The 25,356-nt window shown below is 53.9% G+C and carries 21 protein-coding genes and 1 riboswitch; of the genes, 15 read left to right on the top strand and 6 right to left on the bottom strand.

Going from position 1 to position 25,356, the window contains the following annotated elements; all coding sequences use genetic code 11:
* Positions 1–18: 18 nt before the first annotated feature.
* Positions 19–1,422, bottom strand: coding sequence for an aminotransferase-like domain-containing protein (locus RSX24_RS06110; RefSeq protein WP_438286774.1), 1,404 nt, complete (start codon positions 1,420–1,422; stop codon positions 19–21).
* Positions 1,423–1,561: 139 nt separating this feature from the next.
* On the opposite strand from RSX24_RS06110, the gene RSX24_RS06105 reads away from it, so the two are divergent.
* Positions 1,562–2,494, top strand: coding sequence for a DMT family transporter (locus RSX24_RS06105; RefSeq protein WP_343259987.1), 933 nt, complete (start codon positions 1,562–1,564; stop codon positions 2,492–2,494).
* 99 nt (positions 2,495–2,593) lie between these two features.
* Here the strand turns inward: RSX24_RS06105 and RSX24_RS06100 are convergent, their stop codons facing one another.
* From RSX24_RS06100 to lplA, 3 genes are all read right to left on the bottom strand, one after another.
* Positions 2,594–2,929 (bottom strand): DUF3139 domain-containing protein, encoded by a 336-nt coding sequence (locus RSX24_RS06100; protein WP_343259986.1) that lies wholly within the window; start codon positions 2,927–2,929, stop codon positions 2,594–2,596.
* Between the two features lie 296 nt (positions 2,930–3,225).
* On the bottom strand, positions 3,226–4,029 hold the full coding sequence (locus RSX24_RS06095) for a Cof-type HAD-IIB family hydrolase (protein ID WP_343259985.1): 804 nt from the start codon (positions 4,027–4,029) through the stop codon (positions 3,226–3,228).
* Positions 4,030–4,116: 87 nt separating this feature from the next.
* Positions 4,117–5,118 carry a lipoate--protein ligase gene (gene lplA, locus RSX24_RS06090; protein WP_236415038.1) on the bottom strand — a complete coding sequence of 334 codons (1,002 nt, stop codon included), beginning with the start codon at positions 5,116–5,118 and terminating at the stop codon, positions 4,117–4,119.
* A 360-nt stretch (positions 5,119–5,478) separates the two neighbouring features.
* Here lplA and cobD point away from each other — a divergent pair, with 360 nt between their 5' ends.
* The 11 genes from cobD (at position 5,479) to RSX24_RS06035 (ending at position 16,717) form a co-directional block, all read left to right on the top strand.
* Entirely contained in the window at positions 5,479–6,660 is a 1,182-nt protein-coding gene (gene cobD, locus RSX24_RS06085) for a threonine-phosphate decarboxylase CobD (RefSeq protein ID WP_497198212.1), read from the top strand.
* A complete protein-coding gene (locus RSX24_RS06080) occupies positions 6,657–7,457 on the top strand; it encodes an adenosylcobinamide amidohydrolase (protein ID WP_343259983.1) in 801 nt (266 codons plus the stop codon). The genes cobD and RSX24_RS06080 overlap by 4 nt, the downstream gene beginning before the upstream one ends.
* 41 nt (positions 7,458–7,498) lie before the next feature.
* Positions 7,499–8,479, top strand: a complete 981-nt coding sequence (gene cbiB / locus RSX24_RS06075; RefSeq protein WP_343260069.1) for an adenosylcobinamide-phosphate synthase CbiB — start codon at positions 7,499–7,501, stop codon at positions 8,477–8,479.
* Entirely contained in the window at positions 8,470–9,162 is a 693-nt protein-coding gene (locus RSX24_RS06070; RefSeq protein ID WP_343259982.1) for a histidine phosphatase family protein, read from the top strand. The genes cbiB and RSX24_RS06070 overlap by 10 nt, the downstream gene beginning before the upstream one ends.
* A 138-nt stretch (positions 9,163–9,300) precedes the next feature.
* Positions 9,301–9,454, top strand: a riboswitch (cobalamin riboswitch).
* A gap of 214 nt (positions 9,455–9,668) precedes the next feature.
* Positions 9,669–10,667 (top strand): ABC transporter substrate-binding protein, encoded by a 999-nt coding sequence (locus RSX24_RS06065; protein WP_438286759.1) that lies wholly within the window; start codon positions 9,669–9,671, stop codon positions 10,665–10,667.
* Positions 10,664–11,710: a FecCD family ABC transporter permease gene (locus RSX24_RS06060; RefSeq protein ID WP_339276715.1), complete on the top strand. Its 1,047-nt coding sequence runs from the start codon at positions 10,664–10,666 to the stop codon at positions 11,708–11,710. Before RSX24_RS06065 ends, RSX24_RS06060 begins: the two co-directional genes overlap by 4 nt.
* Positions 11,707–12,504 (top strand): ABC transporter ATP-binding protein, encoded by a 798-nt coding sequence (locus RSX24_RS06055; protein ID WP_343259981.1) that lies wholly within the window; start codon positions 11,707–11,709, stop codon positions 12,502–12,504. Before RSX24_RS06060 ends, RSX24_RS06055 begins: the two co-directional genes overlap by 4 nt.
* 66 nt (positions 12,505–12,570) lie before the next feature.
* Positions 12,571–13,656 (top strand): nicotinate-nucleotide--dimethylbenzimidazole phosphoribosyltransferase, encoded by a 1,086-nt coding sequence (gene cobT / locus RSX24_RS06050; protein WP_343259980.1) that lies wholly within the window; start codon positions 12,571–12,573, stop codon positions 13,654–13,656.
* Positions 13,653–14,213, top strand: a complete 561-nt coding sequence (cobU, locus tag RSX24_RS06045) for a bifunctional adenosylcobinamide kinase/adenosylcobinamide-phosphate guanylyltransferase (RefSeq protein ID WP_343259979.1) — start codon at positions 13,653–13,655, stop codon at positions 14,211–14,213. The genes cobT and cobU overlap by 4 nt, the downstream gene beginning before the upstream one ends.
* Positions 14,210–15,109: an adenosylcobinamide-GDP ribazoletransferase gene (gene cobS / locus RSX24_RS06040; RefSeq protein ID WP_343259978.1), complete on the top strand. Its 900-nt coding sequence runs from the start codon at positions 14,210–14,212 to the stop codon at positions 15,107–15,109. Before cobU ends, cobS begins: the two co-directional genes overlap by 4 nt.
* 30 nt (positions 15,110–15,139) lie before the next feature.
* Positions 15,140–16,717, top strand: coding sequence for a cobyric acid synthase (locus tag RSX24_RS06035; protein WP_343259977.1), 1,578 nt, complete (start codon positions 15,140–15,142; stop codon positions 16,715–16,717).
* 213 nt (positions 16,718–16,930) lie between these two features.
* On the opposite strand, the gene RSX24_RS06030 is transcribed toward RSX24_RS06035, so the two are convergent.
* Positions 16,931–18,631 carry a methyl-accepting chemotaxis protein gene (locus RSX24_RS06030; protein WP_343259976.1) on the bottom strand — a complete coding sequence of 567 codons (1,701 nt, stop codon included), beginning with the start codon at positions 18,629–18,631 and terminating at the stop codon, positions 16,931–16,933.
* A gap of 336 nt (positions 18,632–18,967) precedes the next feature.
* Between RSX24_RS06030 and RSX24_RS06025 the strand changes: the two genes are divergently transcribed.
* Entirely contained in the window at positions 18,968–20,365 is a 1,398-nt protein-coding gene (locus RSX24_RS06025) for an L-cystine transporter (protein WP_343259975.1), read from the top strand.
* A 278-nt stretch (positions 20,366–20,643) separates the two neighbouring features.
* Positions 20,644–21,372, top strand: coding sequence for a queuosine precursor transporter (locus RSX24_RS06020; RefSeq protein ID WP_343259974.1), 729 nt, complete (start codon positions 20,644–20,646; stop codon positions 21,370–21,372).
* Positions 21,373–21,489: 117 nt separating this feature from the next.
* Here the strand turns inward: RSX24_RS06020 and RSX24_RS06015 are convergent, their stop codons facing one another.
* Positions 21,490–22,578: a M24 family metallopeptidase gene (locus RSX24_RS06015; protein WP_343259973.1), complete on the bottom strand. Its 1,089-nt coding sequence runs from the start codon at positions 22,576–22,578 to the stop codon at positions 21,490–21,492.
* A gap of 147 nt (positions 22,579–22,725) precedes the next feature.
* Between RSX24_RS06015 and RSX24_RS06010 the strand changes: the two genes are divergently transcribed.
* The gene (locus tag RSX24_RS06010) at positions 22,726–25,254 is read left to right on the top strand and encodes a hypothetical protein (RefSeq protein WP_343259972.1); all 2,529 of its coding nucleotides are present in this window, start codon (positions 22,726–22,728) and stop codon (positions 25,252–25,254) included.
* Positions 25,255–25,356: the final 102 nt, after the last annotated feature.

Genomic DNA, 25,356 nt, shown 5'->3' with positions numbered 1-25,356 from the left:
CAGCGCAAGCAGGACGTTTCATGCTTTCCGGGCAAGCTCGATGAGCCGACCCATGCCTTCGCGGATTTGCTGTTCGTGCGCGTAGGAGAAGGAGAGCCGCAGCTTGCGGCTTGCGCTTGCGTCAGAAGGGTCGAACACCGTGCCTGGCACGAATGCCACCGAATGCTCCATGCATCGGTGCAGCAAACGGCCCGTATCGATGCCTTCCGGCAGCTCTGCCCAAATATTAAGCCCGCCTTCCGGTTTGGTCCATACCCAATCCGTTTCCAGCAGGCATTGCTCCATCACTTCCATGCGCATCTGGATCGCGGTCCGCAGCTTGGAGAGATGCTGGTGCATGCGCGGCGATTGGAAATAGCGGAGAAACAGCTTCTGGTTGAGCAGCGGGGAGCCGTTATCCGCCAGCGTTTTGATGGCCAGCAGCCCGGGCATGAAGCGCGGCCGGCACATGATGGCCGCGATGCGCAGGCCCGGTACGACATATTTGCTGTAGCTGCGAATGTACAGCGTATGTCCGGTCGTATCGTAGGTGAAAATGGGCGGCGGCGGTTTTTCGCCGAAATAGATGTCGTAGGTGCTGTCGTCCTCCAACAGGAAACAGCCGTACTGTTCTGCCAATTCCGGCAGCTGTTTGCGCTGCTCGGCCCCGATGTTCAATCCCGTCGGATTCTGGAACGTCGGCGTCAGGTAGAACAGCCGGGGTTTCTCTTGGCGCATCAGCCGTTCGATCTGTTCCATATCATAACCCTCGTCATGCATGTCCGCAAAAACCAGCCGCGCCCCTTGCTTGCGAAAAATTTCCATGGCGGGGCCGTAGGTCGGCCGTTCCACCATGACACGGTCGCCGGGCCGGATGAGGCTGCGCGCAATCAGGTCGATGGCTTGCTGCGCGCCTGTCGCAATCAGCACTTCATCCGCCGAGACATAGAATCGTTCCTTTGCCGTCAAATGAGCGGCGAGCGCGCTTCGCAGCTCCAGATCTCCCTGAATGGTCGAGTAGGTTCCGAGCAGCCGCGGATATTGGTCCAGCAGCTCCCGCATCAGCTCTCCCCAGTAGAGATTAGGGAGAAGGGCCGGATCGATCAGCGATTTGGAAAACTGGAAGTCGGCTTCAAGCGACTGTACCCGTGCCAGCGAATCCCAATGCAGCCACGCCGAAACGGCAGGGTCATCCGCCTGGTCGGTCACCGGAGCGGGATCGGTCGGGCTGACGAAATAACCCGCTTTGTCTTTGACATATACATGTCCGCGCTCCTTTAGCTCCTGATAGGCTTTGAACACGGTCAGCCGGTGAACGCCGAGCTGTTCGGACAAGCTGCGTACGGAAGGCATCTTTTCATGTTCCGCCCATTCACCGGCTTCGATGCGTACAACAAGATAATGCATGACTTGCTCATACAGTTTCAGACTGTTATCAGACATCAAAATGGCTTTGCCCAACCCGCCCACGCTCCTTTTGCAGTCCATTGTAACACCAAACGGCAGGTCACTGTTCTGTTTTCTTCATTCTGTTCTGTTGACGGTAAGGTATGATGGTGAACAAGTTGAAGGAGGGGCTGGCATGGTAGCGGCAGCATTTGCGATAATGTGTTTGATTTTCGGTACGACGTTTTTGGCGATCAAAATTGGCGTGGAGGCAGGGCTTCCGCCTTTTCTGTCCGCAGGACTGCGGTTTGTGGCCGCCGGGGCGCTGATGTTTGCATGGATGTGGCTGAAAGGACGCGTGAAGCTCTCCCTGTTGTGGCGGAAAGAAATGCTGTTAACAGGCATGGGATTGACCTTTGGCACATTTGCGACGCTGTATTGGGCTGAACAATATGTCAGTTCCGGCGTAGGTGCCATTTTGTCGGCGACGGGGCCGCTCATGATCATGATTATGCAAACCGCGCTGTTACGGCAAAAAACATCGCTTCGCATCGTGGCGGGGTACTTAGTCGGCTTTGGCGGGGTGGTGCTGGTCGTTCTGCCAGGCATATCGTTCGGGGGAGGTGCATTGTGGCTCTTGGGCTGCATTGCCGTTTTGGTGGGAGAATTATGTTATTCGGCAGGGGCGTTATATTCGAAAAAGGTCATTAACCAGTTCAGTGACAGCGATCCGGTGGCCATCAATGCCGTGCAAATGATGTACGGGGGCGTGCTGCTTTTGGGACTCTCGGCTGTAACCGAGCCTTGGAAGATGAGCATAAGCACATTGGATTGGCAGCCTGCAATCCTGTCCCTGTTATATTTAACGGTGATCGGTTCAATGGTGGGGCATAGTCTGTTCTACTGGATCATGTCGCGCACCAATCCGCTGTTCCCGGCGACCTGGCTGTATATCTCCCCGCCAATCGCCGTTGTTCTGGGCGCGGTGCTCTATAACGAGCATGTCAGCTGGATGACGTGGACGGGCGTCGTGCTGATCGTTTCCGGCCTGCTTGCCATGAACGACAAGGTGATGTCCGCATTGCGAGTAGGGATTCAAAAAGTACAATTCAAAGCACGGGTTGGATGATAGTTAAACCCTTATAAGCTTTTGTCCGCGTAGAAAAGCCCTCTCCTATTTGTTCACAAAGATAGGAGAGGGCTTCTGCGTTTCCGGTGCAATGCTTGACTAAGGTTGAACTGGTTCAAGGTGTTTATATGAATAATCGGGATTTACCCCATTTACGGGTGCGCTATTATATTGAAATATAGCACCATTCTCTTTTTTATAGAAATATCTTGCGTTTGGTTCATCTTTGAATATGACCTCGGTGTTAACGAGCGGCGCTTTGCCGAAATGGGTGTCACTGGCTAGAATGTCTGCCTTGCTGTATCCCTTGACGTCAACGAGATAGGCTTGTACTTCTGCTTCCCTACTTCTTTGGACATTCCATAAAAATGAAAATATTCCGAGAATCAAAGCAAACAACAGGAAGATAACTAATTTTCCTTTGCTGATTTTCATGACTCTATCACCTCTATGGATAAATCATACATGTTCAATCGGCACAGGAAAAGAACTTCTATGGGGCGGTACAAGCGTAGATCGGCTTACCTATATCCTGCCTTCCGAAATTCTGAATTCCAGTCAGGTCATTACGACCGCCGTGTTTTATCGATAAGGCCCGAAAAGATCTCTACAAAGGGGAAACAGCCTGATGCGCCGCTGCGCATTTCAGGCTGTTTTTGTTGGATGAAGTAAATGGCCCCGATTGCTGTAAACAATCGGGGCCATGAAAGGGAAGATGTTCTGCCAGGCAATTATTCCGCGTTCAGCACAAACTTCTCGATAACGTGTTTTACGCCGTCTTCGTTGTTGCTCAGCGTGATGTAATCGGCCAGTTCTTTCAGTGCAGGAATCGCATTGCCCATGGCCACGCCTAATCCGGCAACTTCAAGCATTTCGTGGTCGTTCCACGAGTCGCCGATGGCGATGCACTCACTGAGCTTGTGGCCGAAATGCTCGGCCAGGAAGGTCAAGGCATGTCCCTTGGTTCCTTCGCGATGCATGATTTCCAGGAAGTACGGTTTGGACTTGGTGATGTGCACCTCGGGTCCGAGCAGTTCGCGTAGATCTGCGGCCACCTTATCCAAATAATCCGGCTCGTCGATGATCAACAGCTTCGGCGTTTTCTGCTCGATCACTTTGATGAAGTCCGGTTCGATGTGGTACTGCGTGCCATTCAGTTTGGCATAATCGCGCAGCTTGTCGTTCTCTTCGCGGGCATACAGCTTGTCGTCGATGTACGTTTGCAGGTGCAGGTTATGCTCCAGGCAGTAGTCGAACAGCTTGCGGGAAGCGTCTTGCGGAACATAGCGCTCATAGAGCACATGCTCATCCAGCAGGTTTTTGACCAGTGCGCCTTGATACGTGATGATCGGCACGTTCAGCTTCGTTTGGCGTGCCAACGCTTGAGCGGAGGCGTAAGCGCGGCCGGTGGCCAGCGTAACCACCACGCCGTGAGCAACGGCTTGCTCCAATGCGGTTTGCGTGGCAGGGGTCACTTCTTTGTCGTCGTTGATCAGGGTGTCATCGATGTCGATGGCGATCAGTTTGTAAGTCATCCGGTTTCTCTCCTTTTTATCTGTGCATGATGAGGTGAATCGAATCTGTTAATTCCGTTTTATTTTGCAGGGTAATGTTGCTCCGTGCTACTCTTCCAGGAAAATCAGGCCGATGAAATCTTCCAGCTCCAGGTTGCCGAAGTAATGCTTGACGTCAAGGTCCTTGAGAGCTTCCCGCACGTCGCTTTCCTCGTAACGCTTGCCGCGCAGCATGTCCTCAATGTCCGCCACGTCGCCTACGCCGAAGAAATCGCCGAAGATTTTAATGTCTTCGATGCGTCCGTCCTTGATGTTCATGCGCAGATCGATGATGCCGACAGGGAATTTGCGGGAATGCTTCACATTGCTTTCCGGCGATTGGCCGTAGTTCCAGTCCCAGTTTTTGTAGCGCTCGGCAGAGATTTCGTTGATTTTCTCCCAGTCCTTCTCGGTCAAATGGTATTGCGGAACTTCGTTAGGCTCCATACCGAAAATGTGGCGCAGCAATTCGCCGCGGAACGCTTCGATCGTCATGTCGCTGCTCATCAACTCGCGAATGTTGGCGACGCGGCTGCGGACCGACTTGGTGCTTTTGGATTTGAACTTCTCGGGATTGACGTTCAGGGAAGCCTGTACGTGATCCAGGTTCAAGTCGAACATCAGCGTGCCGTGACTGAACATGCGGCCGCGGGTGGAGAACTGGGCATTGCCCGAAATTTTGCGTTCGCCCACCTGCAGGTCGTTCCGTCCGGTCAATTCGGCGTTGACGCCAAGTTCATGGAGCGCTTCGACGACAGGCTGGGTGAATTTGCGGAAATTGTGGAAGGACTGGCCGTCATCCTTCGTGATGAAGCTGAAGTTAAGATTGCCGAGATCATGGTAAACGGCACCGCCACCCGACAGACGTCTCACGACTTGAACGTTGTTATCCTGAACGTACTCGATGTTGATTTCCTCGATCGTGTTCTGGTGTTTTCCGATGATGATGGAAGGGCGGTTGATGTAGAACAGCAAATAACTGTCGTCCATCGGCAAATGCTTCAGGATGTATTCCTCGATGGCGAGGTTTACCGAAGGATCCGTGATGCCCTGGTTGTCGACAAACAGCATGGTCATTCCTCCATTAATGTATGTGAGGGAGAAATCTCCCTTATGTAGTGATTCTCGCGGAACCGAAGCTCCTCTACTATCATATCAGAAAGTATGGTAAACCGCGCATGGCTTTCAGAAATTACCGGAAAACTTCTCTTGAACAGCCGTTGCGATAAGAATCGCCATACTCTTTACGGCTTCATCGGTCCATACGAAAAGAAGAGGAACGGAGATATCATATTTTGTTATTTTACACTGAATCATGTAAAAACACACAAAGAAGCAGGCTCAGATCGGACAATTCGGCGTTGACCACACCTTGCCCGGACGCCATAATAAACTGGATACATAGAAAGGATGACGGACAGAATGACCGATATCATTGAAGTTTTCGGACATGGCGGGGACGTGGAGACGGCCGCATCCCGTTTCGGGGGAGATCCCGCCGATTTTCTCGATTTTAGCGCAAACATCAATCCCCTGGGTCCGCCGCCGGAAGTGCTCCGTGCATTGGAACAGGGTTTGAATGCGGTGCTGCGCTATCCCGATCCGGGACATCGCGCGTTGAAATCCGCTTTGGGCAGCAGGCTGGGGGTCGCTCCGGATTGTATATCCGTAGGCAACGGCGCGGCGGAGAACATGGCCTTATTGCTGCTTGGACTGGCTCCCCGCAGGGTGGGAACCGTGGAACCGGGCTTTTCGGAGTATGCCGCTCTATCCCGGCAATTCGGAGCAGAAGTGATCAGCGTTCGTGGACGGCAAGAGCTGGATTGGCGGGCCGAGACGGAGGACATCGAACGATTGCTGGAACAAGTGGACATGCTCTTCCTGGGCCAGCCGAACAACCCGAACGGCGTGCAGTATCCGGTGGCCGTACTTGAACGTTTGGCTCTCAAGGCTGGGCATACGGGTGCGGTGCTCGTCGTGGACGAAGCCTTCATGGACTTTATTCCGGCGGAGAAGCGTCACTCGCTTGCGGCAAGGCTGCATGATTTTCCGCAGGTCATCATCATCCGCTCCATGACCAAGTTTTATGCCATACCCGGACTGCGTTTGGGTTATGCCTTGGGACGGCCTGAACTGATCGAGGCAATGACAGCCAAGCAGGTGACGTGGAGCGTCAACGGCCTTGCGCTGATTGCCGGGGAAGCCTGCCTGCGCAGCGGAGAGTCGTTCGAACGGGAAACGTTGCGGCAGATTGCGCTGGAACGCAGGCGGCTGAGTGATGCTTTGCAAGGATATGGCTGTGAGATAACGCCTGGAGAGGCTAACTTCCTGCTCGTCCGTTTGCCCGATCCGTGGACTGCTGCCACCATGCAGGCGACGCTTGGCGGGCAGGGCATCCTCATCCGCAGTTGTGCGATGTATCCGGGTCTGACGGAGCGTCATGTCCGCATTGCGGTTAAAGACGAGCCGTCCAACAAACGGTTGATCGAAGCGCTGGGCTGCATAATAACCGCCCAAACTTCGAAAACGGGGGAACCGGTCGGGACGGATGAGCAGATCGAAGATGGACCCGACCCGGTTCAAAAATCGGGGGGGGGGGGGGGCGTCCAATGACATTGCCGTTTCGCGATGTGGAGGGTAACCTTGCCGCGGAGGGGACCTCGTATGATTCCGTGACTTGGCCGGGCCTCCGCGTTACGATTCATGAGCGTCATGTCAAAGCGTCCGTGCCTTCTCCCGTGCCGGCCCTGTCCAGCGCGATCGTTGGCGGAGGCATGACGGAGCTGGACCGCGTGTTCAACATTTACGTCGACAAGCACTACCGCTGTGATGATCCTCTGAGGGACATCGAACGGCTGCTGGCCGAATGGCAGGAGCCGCGTGATCTGTGTTCCGGTTTGCTGACAGCGGTCAAGCTGCAGCATACGTCCATTCAGGAATGGGACGGATCGGATTTCGGACTGCTGTGCTGCACAACCGCAGGTGTGTCCAATGCTGCCCGTGCCGGTTCGGACCGGCTCGTCTTTGATGCGTGCGGTAACGAAGCGGAGGAGAATTCGATCCGGTACGCCGTTTATGTGCCGGGCACCATCAACATCATGTTGTGGGTGAACGGGCGCATGACGCCGGGAGCAATGGTCAATGCCGTACAGACTGCTGTGGAAGCAAAAGCTGCGGCGCTGGCCGATTGCGGCGTGCGGGACGCCGACAACGGACTGTCGGCGACGGGGACAACGACGGATGCCATCGTGCTCGCCGTCCGGCAGGATCATGCAGACAAACCTTTGGTCCAATACGCGGGTACGGCAACGGTCATGGGCGCAGCCATCGGCAGACTGGTATATGACACGGTGAAAGAGAGCCTTGAGGCAGGGAAATGGAACCGGCGGCAGGAGGGGGAACCGCGATGACAAACATATTCGCGTTCGCTTCTTGGCCGGTATGGACCGGCATGACGGGTGCCGGGGTGCTGCTGGCGGCATACATCGTCGATCGCTGCATCGGTGATCCCCGCTGGATTCCTCATCCGGTCATCGGCATGGGCAAGGGCATTACGGCGTTGGAACGATGGATCCGTGCCAAGGTTCATTCCGATCAAGGGCTCAAAATGGCCGGATTATGGTTCCCGATCGTGATTGCCGGCGGTGCTTTTATTCTGACCTGGTTGCTGCTCATCGTGCTGGGCCTGATTCATCCGCTGCTTGCCATTTTGGCCGAAATCCTGTTGATTGCGACCACCATTGCCTCCAAAGGACTGAAGGATGCAGGCATGGAGGTTTATCGCCATTTGGCGCAAGGCGACCTTCCGGGAGCCAGACGTTCGCTCGGCATGATCGTGGGCAGGGATACCGAGCATCTGGAGGAACCGGAGATCGTGCGCGGGACAGTGGAAACGGTGGCCGAAAACATCGTCGATGCCATCGTCTCCCCGCTGTTCTACGCGCTGATCGGAGGAGCTCCGCTGGCCATGGCCTATCGTGCCGTTAACACCTTGGATTCGATGGTTGGTTACAAAAACGAAAAGTACATGCATCTCGGCTGGGCCTCGGCACGCCTTGACGACTGGGCCAACTGGATTCCGGCGCGGATCACGGCCTTATTGCTCATCGCGGGCGCCTGGGTCATGAAGCTGGACGCAAGGCAGTCGGCACGCATGGTCTCCAGGGATGCACGATTGCATCCAAGTCCGAACAGCGGGTTTCCTGAGTCGGCTGTTGCCGGAGCGCTGGGCATTCGGCTTGGCGGGCACAATGTTTACCATGGCGTAGCTTCGTTTCGTGCATATATGGGTGAGCCCACTCGTCCAATGGAGGCCGAAGACATCGTGCGCACGTCGCGCCTGATGTTCTGGTCGGCCGGATCGTTCGTACTGCTCTGCATTTTGGTCAACCTGCTGATCTGGTTCTACGGAGGCTCGTTGTTATGGACATGATGACAAGACGGGGAGAACAACAAGATCAGCAAGGGACATACGATGGATGGGAAAAAGAATTATGGTTGGTTCGTCACGGCACGACGGCGTGGAACACGGAAAAGAGGTACCTCGGCCATACCGATATCGGTTTGCTGCCTGAAGCGGAGCAGGAACTGGCCTCACTGCGCGAGCATTTGGTCGGCATCGAGTGGAGATCGGTCCATAGCAGCGATCTGCTTCGCTGCCGCCAGACGCTGGAATGGGTCGCCCCCTTGCACGCAGGGCAAGCCCACATGGACTCCCGGCTGAGAGAAATCCATTTTGGCGAATGGGAAGGGCGGACCTATGAGGAACTGAAGCATTTGGCCCGTTACCGGGAATGGATCGATTCACCGCAAACGGTAACTCCGCCCGGCGGGGAACCGTGGTCATCGTTTGCGGCCCGGATCGATGATTTTTTGAATGAAGTAATATGGGCGGAACCCCGGCATGAGAGAACTGGTGATTCGACAACAGCGCAGACGAAAGATCTGGTCATTGCGCATGGCGGGGTCATTCGATACATGCTGACTCGCCTGCTGCCAGGTCAGGCGTTCTGGGACGTTTCGGTCATTCCGGGGCAAGCGATCCGGCTTCAATTGGAATGTTCGCGGAACGGACGGAAGGCAATCCGCCTTCCTTTTCCCGAAATCGGGTTGTAAGCACGGTCGATATCACCTATAATCACAACAGAAGTGTGGCTTCGGTACAAGCATCGTTTCAAGAGCTGGCGAAGGCGTTCGGCAGCAGATGCACACCCACTTGAATGGGGATGCAATATTAACGACCATGGGACCCGTTAGTCCCGAAAATCACGGCGTCCGTGCGGACGATCCGGAGAGGGCAAACGGGTAAAACAGGGGAAGCCGGTGCAAATCCGGCACGGTCCCGCCACTGTAATCCAGCCGATTCGGCGTGGAAAGTCAGGTTGCCTGCCCAGGGCGTTTAACCATCGGTGTTCCTTCGAGGAAAGGACAGCGTTTCGGGCAATGCTCCATGCATGCGGCCTTGTGCTGTCGTGCGCGGATCGCCATATGCGAGACGTTATCCCTGATCCTGATCGCAAGGATCGGGGATTTTTTTTCAAGAAACGGCCATTCAAGGGACAGACACGGGCGGAAGCACAGTCTTCGATCTACCAAACACAGAAAAAGGGGAGAATCCAATCATGAGATTCACGACATGGAAAGGCATGGCGTCCCTGCTGAGCGCAGCGATGCTGACATTCGCTCTCGCAGGATGCGGAGCGGCAACAACGAACAACGAAGGAGGCGCAGGCACGCAGCAGCCGGCACAGGGGCAATCCCAGGAACAGGAGCAGACGGACCTTAAAACGCAGTATCCGCTCACGGTGACCGATGCAACGGGCGAGTCGTTTACGTTTGAAAAGGCGCCGACAAAGATCGTCTCCGTATCGCCAGCCGAAACGGAATCGCTGTTCGCGCTCGGATTGGACGAGCAGATCGTGGGCGTATCCGATTTCGACGATTATCCGGAAGCAGCGACGACAAAACCGAAGATGGGCGGCGTGTCCAAGCCGAACGAAGAGTCGATCATTGCAGCGGATGCCGATCTCGTGGTAACGGGGATTTCGATGAGCGAGGAAGCCGTGAAAAAGCTGCGCGACTTGGGTATCACCATTTTCAAAACAGACCCGAAATCGGTCGATGACGTAATCAAAAACATCGAAACGTTCGGCAAAATTACGGACCGTCAGGCAGAAGCCCAGAAATTGGCCGCACAGATGAAACAAGATGTGGCTGACGTGACGGAAGCGGTCAAATCGGTGAAACCGGAAGACAAGAAAAAAGTTTATGTGGAGTTCTCCCCAGGCTGGACTGTGGGCAAGGGCGAGTTCATGGATGAAATCATCACGCTTTCCGGTGCTACGAACGTCGCTTCCGACATGACAGGCTGGAATGAAATCAACGAAGAAAACATCATCGCCGCCAATCCGGATGTGATTTTGTACGCGGACGACGTGGTGGAAGACTCCAAAACACTGGATCAAATCATCAAGGCCCGCAGCGGTTGGGATCAAATTACAGCCGTCAAAAACGATCAGGTCATCGGTTTGGATGCCAATCTGCTGACTCGTCCAGGTCCTCGCGTGACCCAAGGCTTGAAGGAAGTGGCCAAGGCGGTCTATCCTGACTTGTTCCAATGAGCCGCAAACTTGCAGTGTACGGCACAGCAGGCATGGTGCTGCTTGTCCTGACCGTGCTGATCTGCACCGGCATCGGCTCGGTCTCGCTGCCGATCCGGCATATTGCAGGTATTATTCTGCATCACGTTCCATGGTTGGGTGACCGGATCGTTCCGGATTGGACGACTGCAGCGGAACAGATCATATGGAAGGTACGCCTTCCGAGGGTACTGCTCGCTGTTCTCGTCGGCGCAGCATTGGCCGTGGCCGGCGCTGGATTTCAGGGCGTACTGCGCAACCCGCTGGCCGACCCGTTCACCCTTGGCGTATCGTCCGGAGCGTCGGTGGGGGCAGCCGTGTTGATCTTTTTCGGCCTGCAATATGCGCTGATCGGCGTCTGGACGCTGCCGTTGGTTGCTTTCGTGACCGGAGTGCTGACCTTGTGGTTTGTGCTGGCTTTGGCGCGCGAAGGCCGCAAAATCCCGACGCACAGCCTCATTCTTGCCGGCGTGGTGATGCAAAGTTTCCTGGGAGCGGTCGTATCCTTCCTGTCCACCATGTCCAAACAAACGATTAACGAAATTATATATTGGACGATGGGAAGTCTGGCACTGCGTGGATGGTCGTATACGGCCATCCTTTTCCCATATTTCCTGCTTGGTTTGCTCGTGCTGTGGAGCCAAGCGCGTTCATTGAACATTTTGGCGCTGGGCGAAAGACAGGCTGCCCACATCGGCGTTCGCGTCGACCGTTTGAAGCTGACGGTGCTCGGCGTGGGTACGCTGCTGACGGCTGGGGCCGTCTCGGTGTCGGGCGTGATCGGTTTTGTCGGTTTGGTCATTCCGCATATGCTGCGGCTGATCGTCGGCCCGGATTACCGTCTGCTGGTGCCGCTCTCCGCCATAGGCGGTGCGATCTTCATGGTATGGGCCGACACGATTGCCCGTTCCTTGCTGGCACCGACCGAGATTCCCCTCGGCGTCGTCACGGCATTTGTGGGAGCACCGTTCTTCGCCTACCTGCTGCACCGCAACAAAAAGCTGCAAAAGGGGATGATGCCGTGAGCGGGAACCAACCTCTGATCGAAGTGAAGGGCGCAAGCAAAAGCTATGGCTCCCATCATGCCCTGCATGACGTGAACTGGAGCGTCCAGGAAGGGGAATGGTGGGGAGTGGTCGGTCCGAACGGCAGCGGCAAATCCACCCTGCTGCAGCTGGTGGCTGGAACCGAGCAAGCGAATACGGGCAGCATCCTGTTAGAAGGGAAGAACATTGCCTCTTACGGTCGCAAAGAGCTGTCGCGCATGATTGCGGTATTGCAGCAGGACGGGCTGCCCTCGATCTCGTATCCTGTAAGGGACGTGGTGGAGATGGGACGGTACCCCTACCAGAACTGGATGGGACGCGATTCGGCGGATGGGGATGCTATCGTGGAACGCGTGCTTGCTGAGCTGGAGCTGACGGAACTGGCGGATCGTCCGCTGAACGCACTCAGCGGGGGCCAGCGGCAGCGGGTAGCGCTGGCCAAAGTGATGGCACAGGAACCGCGGCTGCTGCTGCTGGACGAACCGACGACATTTCTGGATATCCAGTACCAGCTGCAATTCATGGAATTGCTGTCTGCATGGCGTAAACGGAATCGCATTACCATCGTGGCCGTGCTGCACGATTTGAATCTGGCGGCACAGTTTTGCGATCATATGCTGGCATTGCGTGATGGAGCATGTGCCGGAGCAGGAACGCCTGAAGCGCTGATGACGGAAGATCACATCCGGAAGCTGTTTAGGGTCGATCCGGCGATGGTCCGGCATCCTGACAGCGGTCTGCCTCAATTGCTGCTGCGTCGTAAGCCAGAGTAGCATCATTGCAATCATAGTCGGGCTGTCATGGTCCTAATTCTAGTATAGAAGGAAGTGCTGGATGGAATGGAAAACGAACAGCTGCTGATGCAGCTCATCAATAACATCAAAGGGATCGACGCTCAAGCGGCCGCAAAAGCATCAGCTCACGTGGATATGCTGACGAAGCCGCCGGGAAGCTTGGGCAAACTGGAGGAACTGGTCATTCGGCTCGCTGGCATGACAGGTGAGGTGCGCCCTTCGTTTGAACGCAGATCCGTCATCGTTATGGCTGCCGATCATGGCGTTGTCGAGGAAGGCATCAGTGCGTTTCCGGCAGAGGTGACGCCGCAGATGGTGATGAATTTTTTGGCGGGCGGAGCGGCGGTGAACGTGCTCTCGCGCCATGCCGGTGCGGAAGTCGTGTGTGTTGACATTGGCGTGAATGCAGACCTGAAACATCCGGGTCTCGTTTCGCGGAACATTCGCAAAGGCACGGCCAATATGGCCAAAGGGGCAGCGATGACCCGCGAACAGGCCATTCAGGCCATCATTACGGGCGTGGACGTGGTCCATGCGGAGGTTGAAAAAGGCTCGCGTCTTTTCGTTACCGGCGAGATGGGCATCGGGAACACAACGGCCAGCGCGGCCGTTGTATGTGCCTTGACCGGCATTGCACCTGCTGCGGCGGTAGGGCGCGGAACGGGCATGGATGATGCGGGCGTACTGCGCAAGGCGGCCGTGGTCGGGCAAGCGCTGAGCGTGAATGCGCCGAACGGCGACGATCCGCTCGACGTGCTCTCCAAAGTAGGCGGTTTGGAAATCGCCGGACTTGTCGGCGTGATTCTTGCGGCAGCCGCCCATGGCTGTCCGGTCGTCGTGGATGGCTTCATTTCTACGGCAGCCGCGCTGATCGCAAGCCGGTTGGCTCCGCTGAGCAAGGAGTACATGATCGCCTCCCATACATCCCACGAGAACGGGCATGCGGCACTGCTGCGCGAATTGGATCTGAAGCCGATGCTGGACCTGGACATGCGGCTCGGCGAAGGCACCGGCGGGGTGCTCAGCCTGCATCTGATCGATGCGGCGTGCCGTATCCTCAATGAGATGGCTACCTTTGCAAGCGCAGGCGTCTCGGACGGATCTTCAGCTCAAGGAGAGGGAACACGATGAGCGTTCTTGTGACAGGCGGCGCAAGAAGTGGCAAAAGCTCGTTTGCGGAGCGTCTCGTCATGCACCGCTCTTCGGAAGCTTGGTATGTCGCCACGGCCCAAGCCTATGATGACGAGATGCGGGAACGCATCCGCATGCATCAGAAGCAACGCGAGGCTGCCGGGTATTTATGGCATACGGTGGAGGCGCCTCTGGATTTGCCCGAATGGATCTCTCAGATGGGCCAGTCCCGTGCAGGTACTTCCGCGCCAACTGTGTTGGTGGATTGCCTGACGTTGTGGCTTTCGAACGAGCTGCTTGCTCATGAGCATGAACCCGAACAAGTGCTGCAGGCACGAATGGATGCCCTGGTAGAGGCGATTCGCGCGTATCCCGGCTTGCTTGTGCTGGTAACCAACGAAGTCGGCGACGGCATCGTGCCGGAGTATCCCTTGGGGCGAAGATACCGGGATCTGGCGGGCATATTGAATCAGCGGGTTGCCGCAATTTGCCGCGAGGTGTTCCTGGTTACCGTAGGTATTGCCGTTGAGTTGAAAAGCAAGGAGTACCGATTATGAGCAAAGGCAGCAGCGCCAATCCATATGGCAAAAAACAGGCGGCCGCCGCCGCTTTTCAGTTTCTGTCCCGTTTTCCCGTCCGGATGCAGCTTGATTTTGCTCCTCCTTTGTTAAGGGAAAGCGTGGTGTATTACCCGCTCGTCGGGGCGGCGATCGGCCTTGCCGTCTGGCTTGGCGGAGCCTTGTTCGGCACAGTGCTGCCGGCCCTGCCCGCCGCTGTGCTGACCTTGACGCTGTGGGTGTGGCTCACTGGCGGATTGCATCTGGACGGCTGGATGGATACGGCGGACGGGCTGCTCAGTTATCGCAGCCGCGAACGCATGCTGGAGATCATGAAGGACAGCCGCGTCGGTGCCATGGGTGTCATTGCCTGCGTGCTGCTGTTGATGATGAAAGCGGCGCTGCTGGCCGATTTCATTGCCCAAGGCCGCTGGGCATACGTGCCGCTATTGATTTTGCCCATGATTTGGAGCCGTTGGTTCATGGTATGTGCGATATCGGGCTGGCCGAATGCCAGAGCTGATGACGGCTTGGCCGCATTGTTTGCCGGCTTGGGCGAACGGAGAGAACTTCGGCGGGCAACGGCGCGTGCTGCTTGGCTAACCGTTGTGGCAGGTTTAATTGCGCTTGTCGCCGCGTGGTATACTCAGCCTCATCATGGCCTGATCGGTGGCGGCATGTCGGGACATTCGTGGTGGCTTTATCCGGTGCTCGCCGCCATGCTGTTGCCACTGGCGTGTCATCTGCTCGGAAGATGGGTTGCCGGGCGGATCAGCGATCGGTTGGGCGGTTTGACCGGGGATACGTACGGAGCGATGAACGAATTGCTGGAGACGGCGCTTTTGATTGTATTAAGCCTGCTGCAGGGCTTGTTCTGGGCTTCGCTTGCAAACTGATTGATCAAGATGAAAGCCGGGGTGGGAAAGATGGTAGAAAAAGAGGTACATACAGCGCCGGTCATCATGCTGCAGGGAACGGCCTCGGATGTGGGCAAAAGCGTCATTACGACGGCATTGTGCCGCATTTTCAAGCAGGACGGTTTCCGTCCGGCACCGTTCAAGTCGCAGAATATGGCGCTGAACTCTTACGTCACGCACGACGGCAAAGAGATCGGGCGGGCGCAGGGGGCGCAGGCCGAGGCTTGCGGAATCGAAGCTACAACCGACATGAATCCGATTCTGATCAAGCCGGTTCGGGACATGCATTCCCAGATCGTGGTTCATGGCGTGCCTTTTGCGCAGATGAGCGCTTCGGATTATCGGCAGCACTTTTTGCCGGAAGCCAAGCGGACGGTGCTGGAGGCACTTGATCGTTTGCGTTCGGCTTACGACATTGTCGTGATGGAAGGCGCAGGCAGCCCGGCGGAAATCAACCTGAAGGACCGGGATATCGTCAACATGAATCTGGCAGGTTGGGCGGATGCCCCGGTCATTCTGATCTCGGATATCGACCGCGGCGGCGTGTTTGCTTCGATCGTGGGCACGCTGGAATTGCTCGAGCCTCACGAAGTTCAGCGCATCAAAGGCTTTATCATCAACAAGTTCCGCGGCGATTTGTCCCTGCTGCAGCCGGGACTGGACTGGCTGGAAGAGCGGACAGGCATTCCGGTGCTCGGCGTGCTGCCTTACGTCAGGGACATTCAGATCGAGGCCGAGGATTCGGTGGTGCTCGATTCGCTGCGCCACGGCAAATCGGAGCACAAGGAACTGGATCTTGCAGTGATCCGTTATCCGCGCATTTCCAACTTTACCGATTTTGATGCCTTGTCGAAAGAGCCGGACGTCAATGTCAGGTTCGTGACTTCTCCGGAGGAACTTGGACAGCCTGACGCGATCTTGTTGCCAGGCACCAAAGACACGATTGGCGATCTGGAGTTTTTGCGCGAATCGGGTTTGGAGCAAGCCATTGCCCGTCACGTAACGCGCGAGCATGGACAGCTTGTAGGCATATGCGGCGGGTACCAGATGCTGGGTGAGCATCTCAAGGACCCGTTCGCCGTTGAAGCGGGGCAGGTACAGGAAGCAAAGGGACTCGGATGGTTGCCGTTGTCGACCACGTTCCTCCAGCGGAAACAGACGGTAAGGGCAGCGGGACAGGTGCTGGAACAGCATCCCATTCGACTTGCGAGCCATGAAAGTACGGATACCGCATTGCCGGTTGAGGGGTATGAGATCCATATGGGTGTCACTGAATGCAACCGGCCTGATCAGGTCACCGCATTGTTTGAAATCCAACATGCCGACGGTCAACCATTCATGGAGGGCTGGGGTACGAAGGACGGCAGAGTGTGGGGAACGTATCTTCACGGCCTGTTCGAGAGCGACCGCTTCCGGCGAGCCTGGCTGAACGGGCTGCGCGAAGCCAAAGGGCTCGAATCGCTGGAGAAGACCTATAGCGCCAGGGAGCAGAAGGAAAAGGAATTTGATCGGGTCGCAGACTCGGTGCGTTCGGCTTTGGACATGAAGCGGGTTTATGAAATCATGGGCATGGGAGAGAAGGTCTGACTGGTTGAAGATCGGGCATGATCATTTTCTCGCAATCATAACGGTATTTAATGTGAAATGCACGGAAGTATATAAATCTTAATGAAAAAAACACCCCCATAGGTGGCGCTGCCTTGCAGGCAAGCGCCTCCCATGGGGGTGTTTATAGTTGCATATCCGACTATACTGGTTCATATGATTCAGCAATGAACCGACAGGGTGAGTTATAGAGAGTTAGTCGATTTTGAATTTCTTCATGGCAGCCTGCAGTTCGACAGCCTGTTCATGCAGATGACGAACCGTATTGGCATGGGAATCCATCTCGCTGAGCTGGGTTTCCGCCGTGGCAGCGATCTGCTGCATGCTCTGACGGGCTCTCGACGTAATTTGTGCCGTTTCTTCCACGGAGGCGCTGACTTCTTCAGCTCCTGCAGATACCTGTTGGGTAGAGGAAGAAACGTTCTGGATGGTCAAATTGACGTTTTGGATCAATTCGTTCAGTTGTTTGAATGCGGCCCCTGCCTGCTGCACGACTTGCGTTCCCGATCCGACTTCTTCCGTCACGCGATTCATGGCATTCACCGAACGCTCGGCATCTTCCCGAATGGTAGCCAGGTAATCCGAAATTTCCTCCGTGGCTTGTTTCGATTGCTCGGCAAGCTTGCGGACCTCGCCGGCAACGACGGCGAATCCGCGCCCGTGCTCGCCTGCGCGCGCCGCTTCGATGGAAGCGTTGAGGGCCAGCATCTGAATCTGTTTCGTAATGACCGAGATCGAGGTAACGATCGTACCGATTGCGATGGAACGTTCATTCACGGTTTCGACGTAACGAAGCGATTCGGTAGCGGTCTGGCCTACGCGCTCCATTTGCTCGACCGCATCCTGAGCCAGCCGGTTTCCGTTGACGGCTTCGCCGGCCGCATCGCCGATCTGTTCGGAAACCTCGGCAGACGATGATGCGATATACATGATGCCTTGCGTGATTTCTTCCATGGCCCGTGCATTTTCGGAGGCGCTGGAAGCGATGCTCTCACTGCCTTTCTCGGCTTCCACCGCAGAGCGGCTGGAGTTTTTGACCATGCCTGACATGGACTCGACCCGCTGCAGCAGGTCGTTGGAGCCGTCGACGACTTCGGAGGAAGTCGCAAGCGCATGGCTGATCATTTCTTTCAGATTATGGGTCATCACCTGGAAGCTTGCAGCCAATTGGGCAATTTCATCTCTGCCTTTGATGTTGAGCTCTGTCGTAAGATCGCCTTGCGCTACCTGTTTGCTGTGCTGAACGAGCTTGATGATCGGCGTCGTGATTCTTTTGATCAGGCTGCTGGAAATGAGCCATCCCAGAACGATGACAAGTGCGGTAATGCCCAGGCACAGCCAGAAAATTTGGGAGATCTTGCTCTGGATAAACTCGGCATCCATACTGACGGCCATGACCATATTACCGCCCGAGATCGGAATGAATGCTGCTTTATGTACGCCAAAGGCATCGTTATATACGGAGCTGATGGCAACGTCCTTGTTCTGCACCGCCTCTTCCATGGCATTGACGACGTTGACCGAATCCCCTGTTTTCATACCCGATGCCGTATTGGCGATAACGACCGTTGCCGTGCCATCTTTCAAGGCAACGACGTAGGCCGCGTCCAGATTATGCTCTTTGGCTTTTTGGGTCAGGAATGATTCGACCGTTAACGCTGCGCCGTCCGAGCCCGAGCCCCCGCTTTGGATTTGCGACAGTTTGGAGGCCGACGTGTTTTTATATATATCATGGACCGACGTATCCAGCACCTTGTCGAACTGAGGCATCACGTAGCTTTGGATAATGTTCATGGAAACAAAATAAAAACTGATGCTGAACAACAAAGAAGCAACCAGCAATACAAGGAACAGGGTACTTCTTATTTTCCCGGCAACGGTGCGATTTCGAAACATAAGATCATCCTTTCACGTCATGTTCTTTGACACAAACGCTCTTCCGTATGGTCAAGACCTTCTTCCTAATAAAAAAAGGCCTAAAGTTTGAGTTGGGACATCATGGGAATAAGCGGATATACCTATATTACATAATTAACCGGAGGTTGAATATACTAATTTTCATCATCGATCAACTTTTTTTCAGAAATAACGGGATTAATTACATACATGTTACATTTAAATAATAAAAACCTACCAGAATAGTTTGTTTTGTAGTATGATGGATTACGCCGCTTCATGAAGCTTAGCCGGGTTGCCCGGCAATGAATTATTTTTCAAGGGAGGATTCAAGCCATGAATACTTTTCAAATCATTCTGAACGTAGCGGTTATGCTCGTTCTTCTGGGCGTCCTGATCTGGATGCAAAAGAAACATATTTCCTTCACCAAGCGGGTCTTTGCGGGACTTGGGCTCGGGGTCGTATTCGGCGTAGCGCTGCAGTTGATCTACCCTTCCGGTTCTGACGTCATCGCCAAATCGGTCGATTGGTTCAATCTGGTCGGCTCGGGTTATGTTCGATTGCTGCAAATGGTCGTTATCCCGCTGATCATGGTGTCGATCATCTCGGCCATCATGAATTTGAAGGGCAAGCAGAACCTGGGCAAAATGAGCTTTTCCATCATCGCGATTCTATTGATCACGACGGCGATCGCGGCCAGCGTCAGCATCGTGACCAGCCTCACCTTTGATCTGAAGGCGATCGACATTCAGGGCGGCGAGAAAGAGATTGCTCAAGGCCAGAAGATGGAAGAACGACTGGTGGATGTGCAGGACCAGACGATTCCGCAGCAAGTGCTGGAGTTCATTCCGTCCAATCCGTTCGCGGATATGACGGGAGCCCGCCGTTCATCGACGCTGGCTGTCGTCATCTTCTCCGCGTTTATCGGGGTGGCGGTGCTTGGGCTGGATCGCAAAAAACCGGAGCAGGCGGAAACGTTCCGCAGCATGGTCAACGCGGTGTATGCCGTGGTCATGCGGATCGTTACGCTGGTGCTCCGATTGACGCCGTACGGCATTTTGGCGTTGATCACAAAGGTGACGGCGACGACGAACCCGGATGAAATTTTGAAGCTGCTCAAGTTCGTCATCGCATCTTACGTGGCGTTGATCGTGATGTTTATCATTCATCTCATCATTATTTCGCTCTTCGGTTTCAACCCTGTCACGTATGTGAAAAAAGTGCTGCCAACGCTTGTATTTGCGTTTACGTCCCGTTCCAGCGCGGCAACGATTCCGCTGAACGTGGAAACTCAAACGAAGAAACTTGGCGTATCGGACGGCATCGCCAACCTGTCGGCGACCTTCGGAGCAACGATCGGACAGAACGGTTGCGCCGGGATCTATCCGGCGATGCTTGCCGTCATGATCGCGCCTACGATGAACATTAACCCGATGAGCTGGGATTTCATCCTTACATTGATTCTCGTCGTTGTCATCAGCTCCTTCGGGGTAGCCGGCGTAGGCGGCGGAGCCACCTTCGCTTCCCTGATCGTGCTGTCAACGATGAATCTGCCTGTTGCACTCGCAGGCCTGCTCATCTCCGTAGAGCCGCTGATCGATATGGGCCGTACGGCGCTGAACGTGAACGATTCGATGACCGCCGGTCTCGTATCCAGCAAAATTCTGAAAGAGAACGATCAGAACACGTACAACGATCGCGGTCAAGATCTGGACACGGCCGTTCAGGCCTGATCCGGATCAATCGATAAAGAAGGCCTGCATCATCGGCAAGTCCATTCTTCAGGTTAAACCGCAGCTGCATGAATGCAAGGTTAGCAAGCCGTCTTTCGGACTCGTCCCGAAGGGCGGCTTTTTTCGCAAGGATGTTCGGCAGGGAAGGGCTGGTTGAATTTAAGTCTGTTCAAGTCGGGAGAAATGTGTTAGAGTAATTCATGTTTTGGCCAAAGGGGTCAGGGCCGCGGTTCGTAACCATCCCGCGTAATCAAAACTAGGAAGGCAGTGTAAATAGTATGTTTAATTTAGGGTGGGGAGCGCTGTTCGTTCTCGTGACTTATGGATTTTTCCTGTTATGTTATCGTTTGTTCGGCAAAAAAGGGCTGTATGCCTGGATCGGCGTAGCGACGGTCATTGCCAACATTCAGGTGACGAAGACGATTGATATTATGGGGATCGTGCTGACCTTAGGCAATACGATGTATGTCAGCATGTACCTGACCAGCGACCTGTTGAATGAGAGGTATGGTCCGGGCGAGGCGCGCAAAGCGGTGTGGTTCGGATTTTTTACGCTGATCATGACCACGGTATTGATGCAAATGGTATTGTTCTTTGATCCGGCATCGACGGATTTTGCCCAGAAACCGATGGAGATCCTGTTCGGATTGCTGCCGCGATTGGCGCTTGGAAGCCTGACGGCCTACTTTATCAGCCAATTCCTGGACGTGCGGCTTTATACCTGGCTGCGCAAGCTGTTTCCGGGACGGAATCAGCTGTGGATTCGCAACAACGGAAGTTCGATCATCAGCTCTTTCGTGGATACGCTGGTGTTCTGCACCATCGCGTTTGCGTTTATCTATACATGGGACGTATGGATCGAGATTTTCCTGACGACGTATGTCATCAAATTCGTGCTGACCGCCGTGGGGACGCCGTTCTTGTACGTTGCCAGAAATTTCGTGTTCAAGGACGAGCCGGTTGCACCGGTTCAAACCAAGGACATGAACGACACGCGCATGTTCTAAAACATAAAAAGTGCCGCAAGACGATGAATGCCACGCATTCGGTCGTTTGGCGGCACTTTTTCAATTTGACGCGAAATGCATGCAGATTGCGCCAGTGAGTCAAGGGCCGATCAGGCTTTAGTCCGTGAGCACCTGCAGTTCTTTCGGATAGCTGGTCAGCACCTCAATCCCCGTATCGGTCACGAGCACGTCATCTTCAATGCGCACGCCGCCAGCGCTGACATAAATGCCAGGCTCGATCGTAAACACCGTTCCTTCCTGCAGAATGTCCTGGTTCTGTCCATGCAGGGATGGATATTCGTGTACGTCGATGCCGAGACCGTGTCCTACGCGGTGCATAAACCGTTCGCCGTATCCTGCTTCTTCGATGACTTGGCGGGCGGCACAGTCCACTTCTGCGCAGGTAATGCCGGGTTTCACGGCACGAATGGCCGCTTCGTTGGCTGCAAGCACCGTATTATAGATGGTTTTCAGCTCCGGCGAGATGTCGCCAAAGGCAAAAGTACGGGTAATATCGGATGCATAACCCCCGGCATATACGCCCATATCGAACATCAGCAGGTCTCCGTGCTGGAGTTTACGGTCACCTGGCGTGCCGTGCGGCAGTCCCGTTTTGGGACCGGTCAATACCATCGTGTCGAAGGATGGGCCGTCGGCGCCCAGTTTCTTCATTTGATATTCCATCTCGGCGACCAGCTCGATTTCGGTAACGCCCGCACGTACGTGGGAGAGACCTTGGCGCAGCACCTCTTCGATCAGATGAATGGCATGGCGCATCCGGGCCACTTCTTCCGGCGATTTCTTCACGCGCAGCGCACGCAGCAGCGAACCGACGTCTTCGAAGCGGGTCGAGCCGAGAGCGGCGGCCAACTGCTCGTAACGGGATACCGTCATGTATTCTTTTTCGAGACCGATCCGTTCCAGCCTGCCTTGATAACGTTGCAGCAGGTGATATGGATTGTCCGTGTCCGAGTGCGTTACAATGTTTTTGACCGAAGAAGCGGCTGATGCGGCATCCGCATCCAGGGCAGGCACGATCAGCAGCGGCTCCTCGCCGCGGGCGAGCACCAGGCCGAGAAAGCGTTCATGCGGATTGCTTGCAAAGCCGGTCAAATAATAAATATGCTTCGGATCAGTGATCAGGACAGCATCAAGGCCGTTCGCCGACAGGTCAGCTTCCAGGCGGGATAATGGGGTTGATGTCATGATTAGAACGTCCACCTTTCATATGTACATCGTTTTATTATAAGAGATGTTCGCAAAATTCCCAAATAGTTGCTTTCAATGGGGAAAGGGCGCAAAAATATTATGGTAAACTAGAGTTGAGCCTATAACAAGCGTGAAGGAGTACATATGCGAAAAACGTTTACAGTCGGAATCCACGAGAAGGTTTATGTAGAGTTAGAACAAATCTTGCAGAAGTTGGACAGCAATCTGGAACTGAAATTATTCGCCATGGTGCAGAAGGATGAAGAGAGTGCATGGAACTTTAGCCGGGTTAAAAGAAATTATAATGCTAAAGTGTCGGTGGAAGACTTGGGCGGGATTGATGGGTTGATCTCTAAACTGGGGCACAATGTAACGGCCTGGGATGAGAATGAAGATTTATTCCAGTGGCTTTTGGAATCCGTCTGCGTTCAAGACGGGCAACATCAATTGCTGGAATTGGAGCAAGAGGAATTGCTGTCAGTTGCCATGGATGAACAAGGAGATTCGAACCCCGATCCGGTGACATATGCTTCCCATCCATCAAATCGTATATTATATCCAGGACAGCTTTATTTTCAATGGGAAGGGGTACTCTACAGATTTATCTACGTAGCCAGCATCCATTATGTCAGTCGACATCTTTGGGAGTCTTTTTACGACTTTCCCAAGAAGTCCATGCTGCATATGACCCTGAAGTATTTTTTTGCGGATTATTATAATGTATCCATTCCGTATAAGAACAATGACATGCTGCAATCGAAATACAACGAAAATGTCATCTCGTTTTTGCATAGAATGAGCCGAGTGTATATCGGGAAGATATTTAATGCAATTCAGGGGGGAGAAGATGATGCTGACGCCTCTTTGGAGGAAGATGTCCCCAACCCGTTGTATTATATGAATACGCTTATCGACCGAATAGAGGAGATTTCCAATAAAACTTACGAGGGTGAGAGCCCTTTCGGCTGCATGCTTCTGCTAAGGGCTTCGATGTTGGGCCAACATGCCGGACTGATCAATTATGTTATTCGGTTTAAAGAGGAAACGGGCATATCGCTGCAGGATGGCAGACGCATTCGAAAGTTGCTTGAGATCACCAACCAGGAAGAAGACTTATACTTGATATCGGATGGAGAAGGAATATATGGCATCGGCAGGGTGAATTGGGGCGCTTATGCTGATAAAAAATTAAGGGATATGGTATATAAACTGGAGTTCAAGGGTCTTTCAAGCTACGAGCTTTCGTTGCTTCGTCTTGGCAAGGGAGACACAACGGATCATGATCTGGTATTTGATCATAAGGTCCAAACGTTTAAACGGACTCAGGATTACCATGTCACTCCGGTCAAACTGCTAAGTGTATCCTTTAAAAATCCGGAGCTTCGGCAAGAAAAGTTTGATCCTGAATCGTTCGAGCGAATCGTGCGCTCGGTGTTTCCGAATGAGAGATTTGAGCACAACGATGAGCGCATCGATAAACTTGGCAGTATCATCCTGGAAGCTACGCAGCAGCAGAGCGGCACGATGATTGTGATTACCGCGCCTGCTGTTGCAACATTGGAAGTCAAACGTCTGAGAAAGCAATCTACGCCCATTCTACGAACCGAACTTGAGCCTGCATACATTAAATACTTGAGCGCGATTGATGGAGCCATTTATTGTGATACGGAAGCCTACTGTCATGCAATCGGCGTTATTCTGGATGGTGTGGCCAACGAAAATATAGGTGACTCCAGCCGGGGAGCGCGTTTTAATTCGGCATACCGCTACCTTGAACATTTGAAAAAGGAACATAAGGATTCAGGATGCATTATTGCCATCATTTCAGAAGACGGTCTCGTGGATCTTATTCCCGAACCTGTTACGGAAAGATCGCTCAGACAGTTCGTGCGGGCTTATGCCGACGATATCCTTGATTTGAGAGTGGGGGATGACCAGGTCCGAACCTATGACTCCAAATTGCAGCAAGCCTCGGAATCGATAGAAATCGATCCGGATTGTTATTTCGTTCCAGCGGAGGCGTGGTTTGAGACGGGCAAGTATTTGCAGGCTTCGGAATATTACGAAAAAGGCTTTAACTTGACCGATCAGTTATGTATGGAGTACCGCAGAAATTGGTCTAGGGCTTTGTTACGACTTTATTCGCAAAGCGAAGATGCCCAAATGAAGCGGCGCCTTTCCAAAAAAATGCTTCATACCGCCGAATACACCGTTCAAAATGGTAAAAGTGAGCTTAGAGGCACTGACTACAATATGCTGGGACTTGCGTTGATTAGACAACTCCAATATGTCGAGGATTCCAAAGAAGACCGCTACTATTTGGTTCAGAGGACGCTGGAAGCATTTAGCAAGTCTATTGAAATGAAAAAGAATAAAAAAGATGTAAATTACTATAACCGGGCTTTGCTCTATCAATACTTGGGCAGACAGAAGGATGCTCTGGAGGACATTATTGCTGCAGAGGTGGAAAAGCCAAAAGAACATTACCGGAATAATATTATGAAACTTATTCAGGAAAACCCTGATCTGTATACCCGGGCTTATAACACATATGTTGAGCAGAAGGGAGAGGATTGGGCAGAAAGTGAACTGGGTAAACAATTGATTGAAATTCACGACGAGTTTGCCAAAGATGATGAACATTCTGAAGAGGGGCCGCTGGACGACTTGTAGTTTCGGAATTTGCGCCTTCAGGGACAGATCGACGTAGGATTTTTATTGCCTATGCGCGGCGGCACTATGCGAAGAAGCCAAGCCCTCCATAGAGGACTTGGC

The organism is Paenibacillus hubeiensis (genome assembly GCF_032334105.1).
Lineage (GTDB): Bacteria > Bacillota > Bacilli > Paenibacillales > Paenibacillaceae > Paenibacillus > Paenibacillus hubeiensis.
Note: the sequence above shows the minus strand (reverse complement) of the source record. Positions and strands in the feature narration are given on the sequence as shown.

Bases quoted from the DNA above. Each gene is read 5' to 3' on its own strand.
- RSX24_RS06110 (WP_438286774.1), bottom strand. From the start codon at position 1,422: ATGTCTGATAACAGTCTGAAACTGTATGAGCAAGTCATGCATTATCTT.
- RSX24_RS06105 (WP_343259987.1), top strand. From the start codon at position 1,562: ATGGTAGCGGCAGCATTTGCGATAATGTGTTTGATTTTCGGTACGACG.
- RSX24_RS06100 (WP_343259986.1), bottom strand. From the start codon at position 2,929: ATGAAAATCAGCAAAGGAAAATTAGTTATCTTCCTGTTGTTTGCTTTG.
- RSX24_RS06095 (WP_343259985.1), bottom strand. From the start codon at position 4,029: ATGACTTACAAACTGATCGCCATCGACATCGATGACACCCTGATCAAC.
- lplA (WP_236415038.1), bottom strand. From the start codon at position 5,118: ATGCTGTTTGTCGACAACCAGGGCATCACGGATCCTTCGGTAAACCTC.
- RSX24_RS06080 (WP_343259983.1), top strand. From the start codon at position 6,657: ATGACATTGCCGTTTCGCGATGTGGAGGGTAACCTTGCCGCGGAGGGG.
- cbiB (WP_343260069.1), top strand. From the start codon at position 7,499: ATGACGGGTGCCGGGGTGCTGCTGGCGGCATACATCGTCGATCGCTGC.
- RSX24_RS06070 (WP_343259982.1), top strand. From the start codon at position 8,470: ATGGACATGATGACAAGACGGGGAGAACAACAAGATCAGCAAGGGACA.
- RSX24_RS06065 (WP_438286759.1), top strand. From the start codon at position 9,669: ATGAGATTCACGACATGGAAAGGCATGGCGTCCCTGCTGAGCGCAGCG.
- RSX24_RS06060 (WP_339276715.1), top strand. From the start codon at position 10,664: ATGAGCCGCAAACTTGCAGTGTACGGCACAGCAGGCATGGTGCTGCTT.
- cobT (WP_343259980.1), top strand. From the start codon at position 12,571: ATGGAAAACGAACAGCTGCTGATGCAGCTCATCAATAACATCAAAGGG.
- cobU (WP_343259979.1), top strand. From the start codon at position 13,653: ATGAGCGTTCTTGTGACAGGCGGCGCAAGAAGTGGCAAAAGCTCGTTT.
- cobS (WP_343259978.1), top strand. From the start codon at position 14,210: ATGAGCAAAGGCAGCAGCGCCAATCCATATGGCAAAAAACAGGCGGCC.
- RSX24_RS06035 (WP_343259977.1), top strand. From the start codon at position 15,140: ATGGTAGAAAAAGAGGTACATACAGCGCCGGTCATCATGCTGCAGGGA.
- RSX24_RS06030 (WP_343259976.1), bottom strand. From the start codon at position 18,631: ATGTTTCGAAATCGCACCGTTGCCGGGAAAATAAGAAGTACCCTGTTC.
- RSX24_RS06025 (WP_343259975.1), top strand. From the start codon at position 18,968: ATGAATACTTTTCAAATCATTCTGAACGTAGCGGTTATGCTCGTTCTT.
- RSX24_RS06020 (WP_343259974.1), top strand. From the start codon at position 20,644: ATGTTTAATTTAGGGTGGGGAGCGCTGTTCGTTCTCGTGACTTATGGA.
- RSX24_RS06015 (WP_343259973.1), bottom strand. From the start codon at position 22,578: ATGACATCAACCCCATTATCCCGCCTGGAAGCTGACCTGTCGGCGAAC.
- RSX24_RS06010 (WP_343259972.1), top strand. From the start codon at position 22,726: ATGCGAAAAACGTTTACAGTCGGAATCCACGAGAAGGTTTATGTAGAG.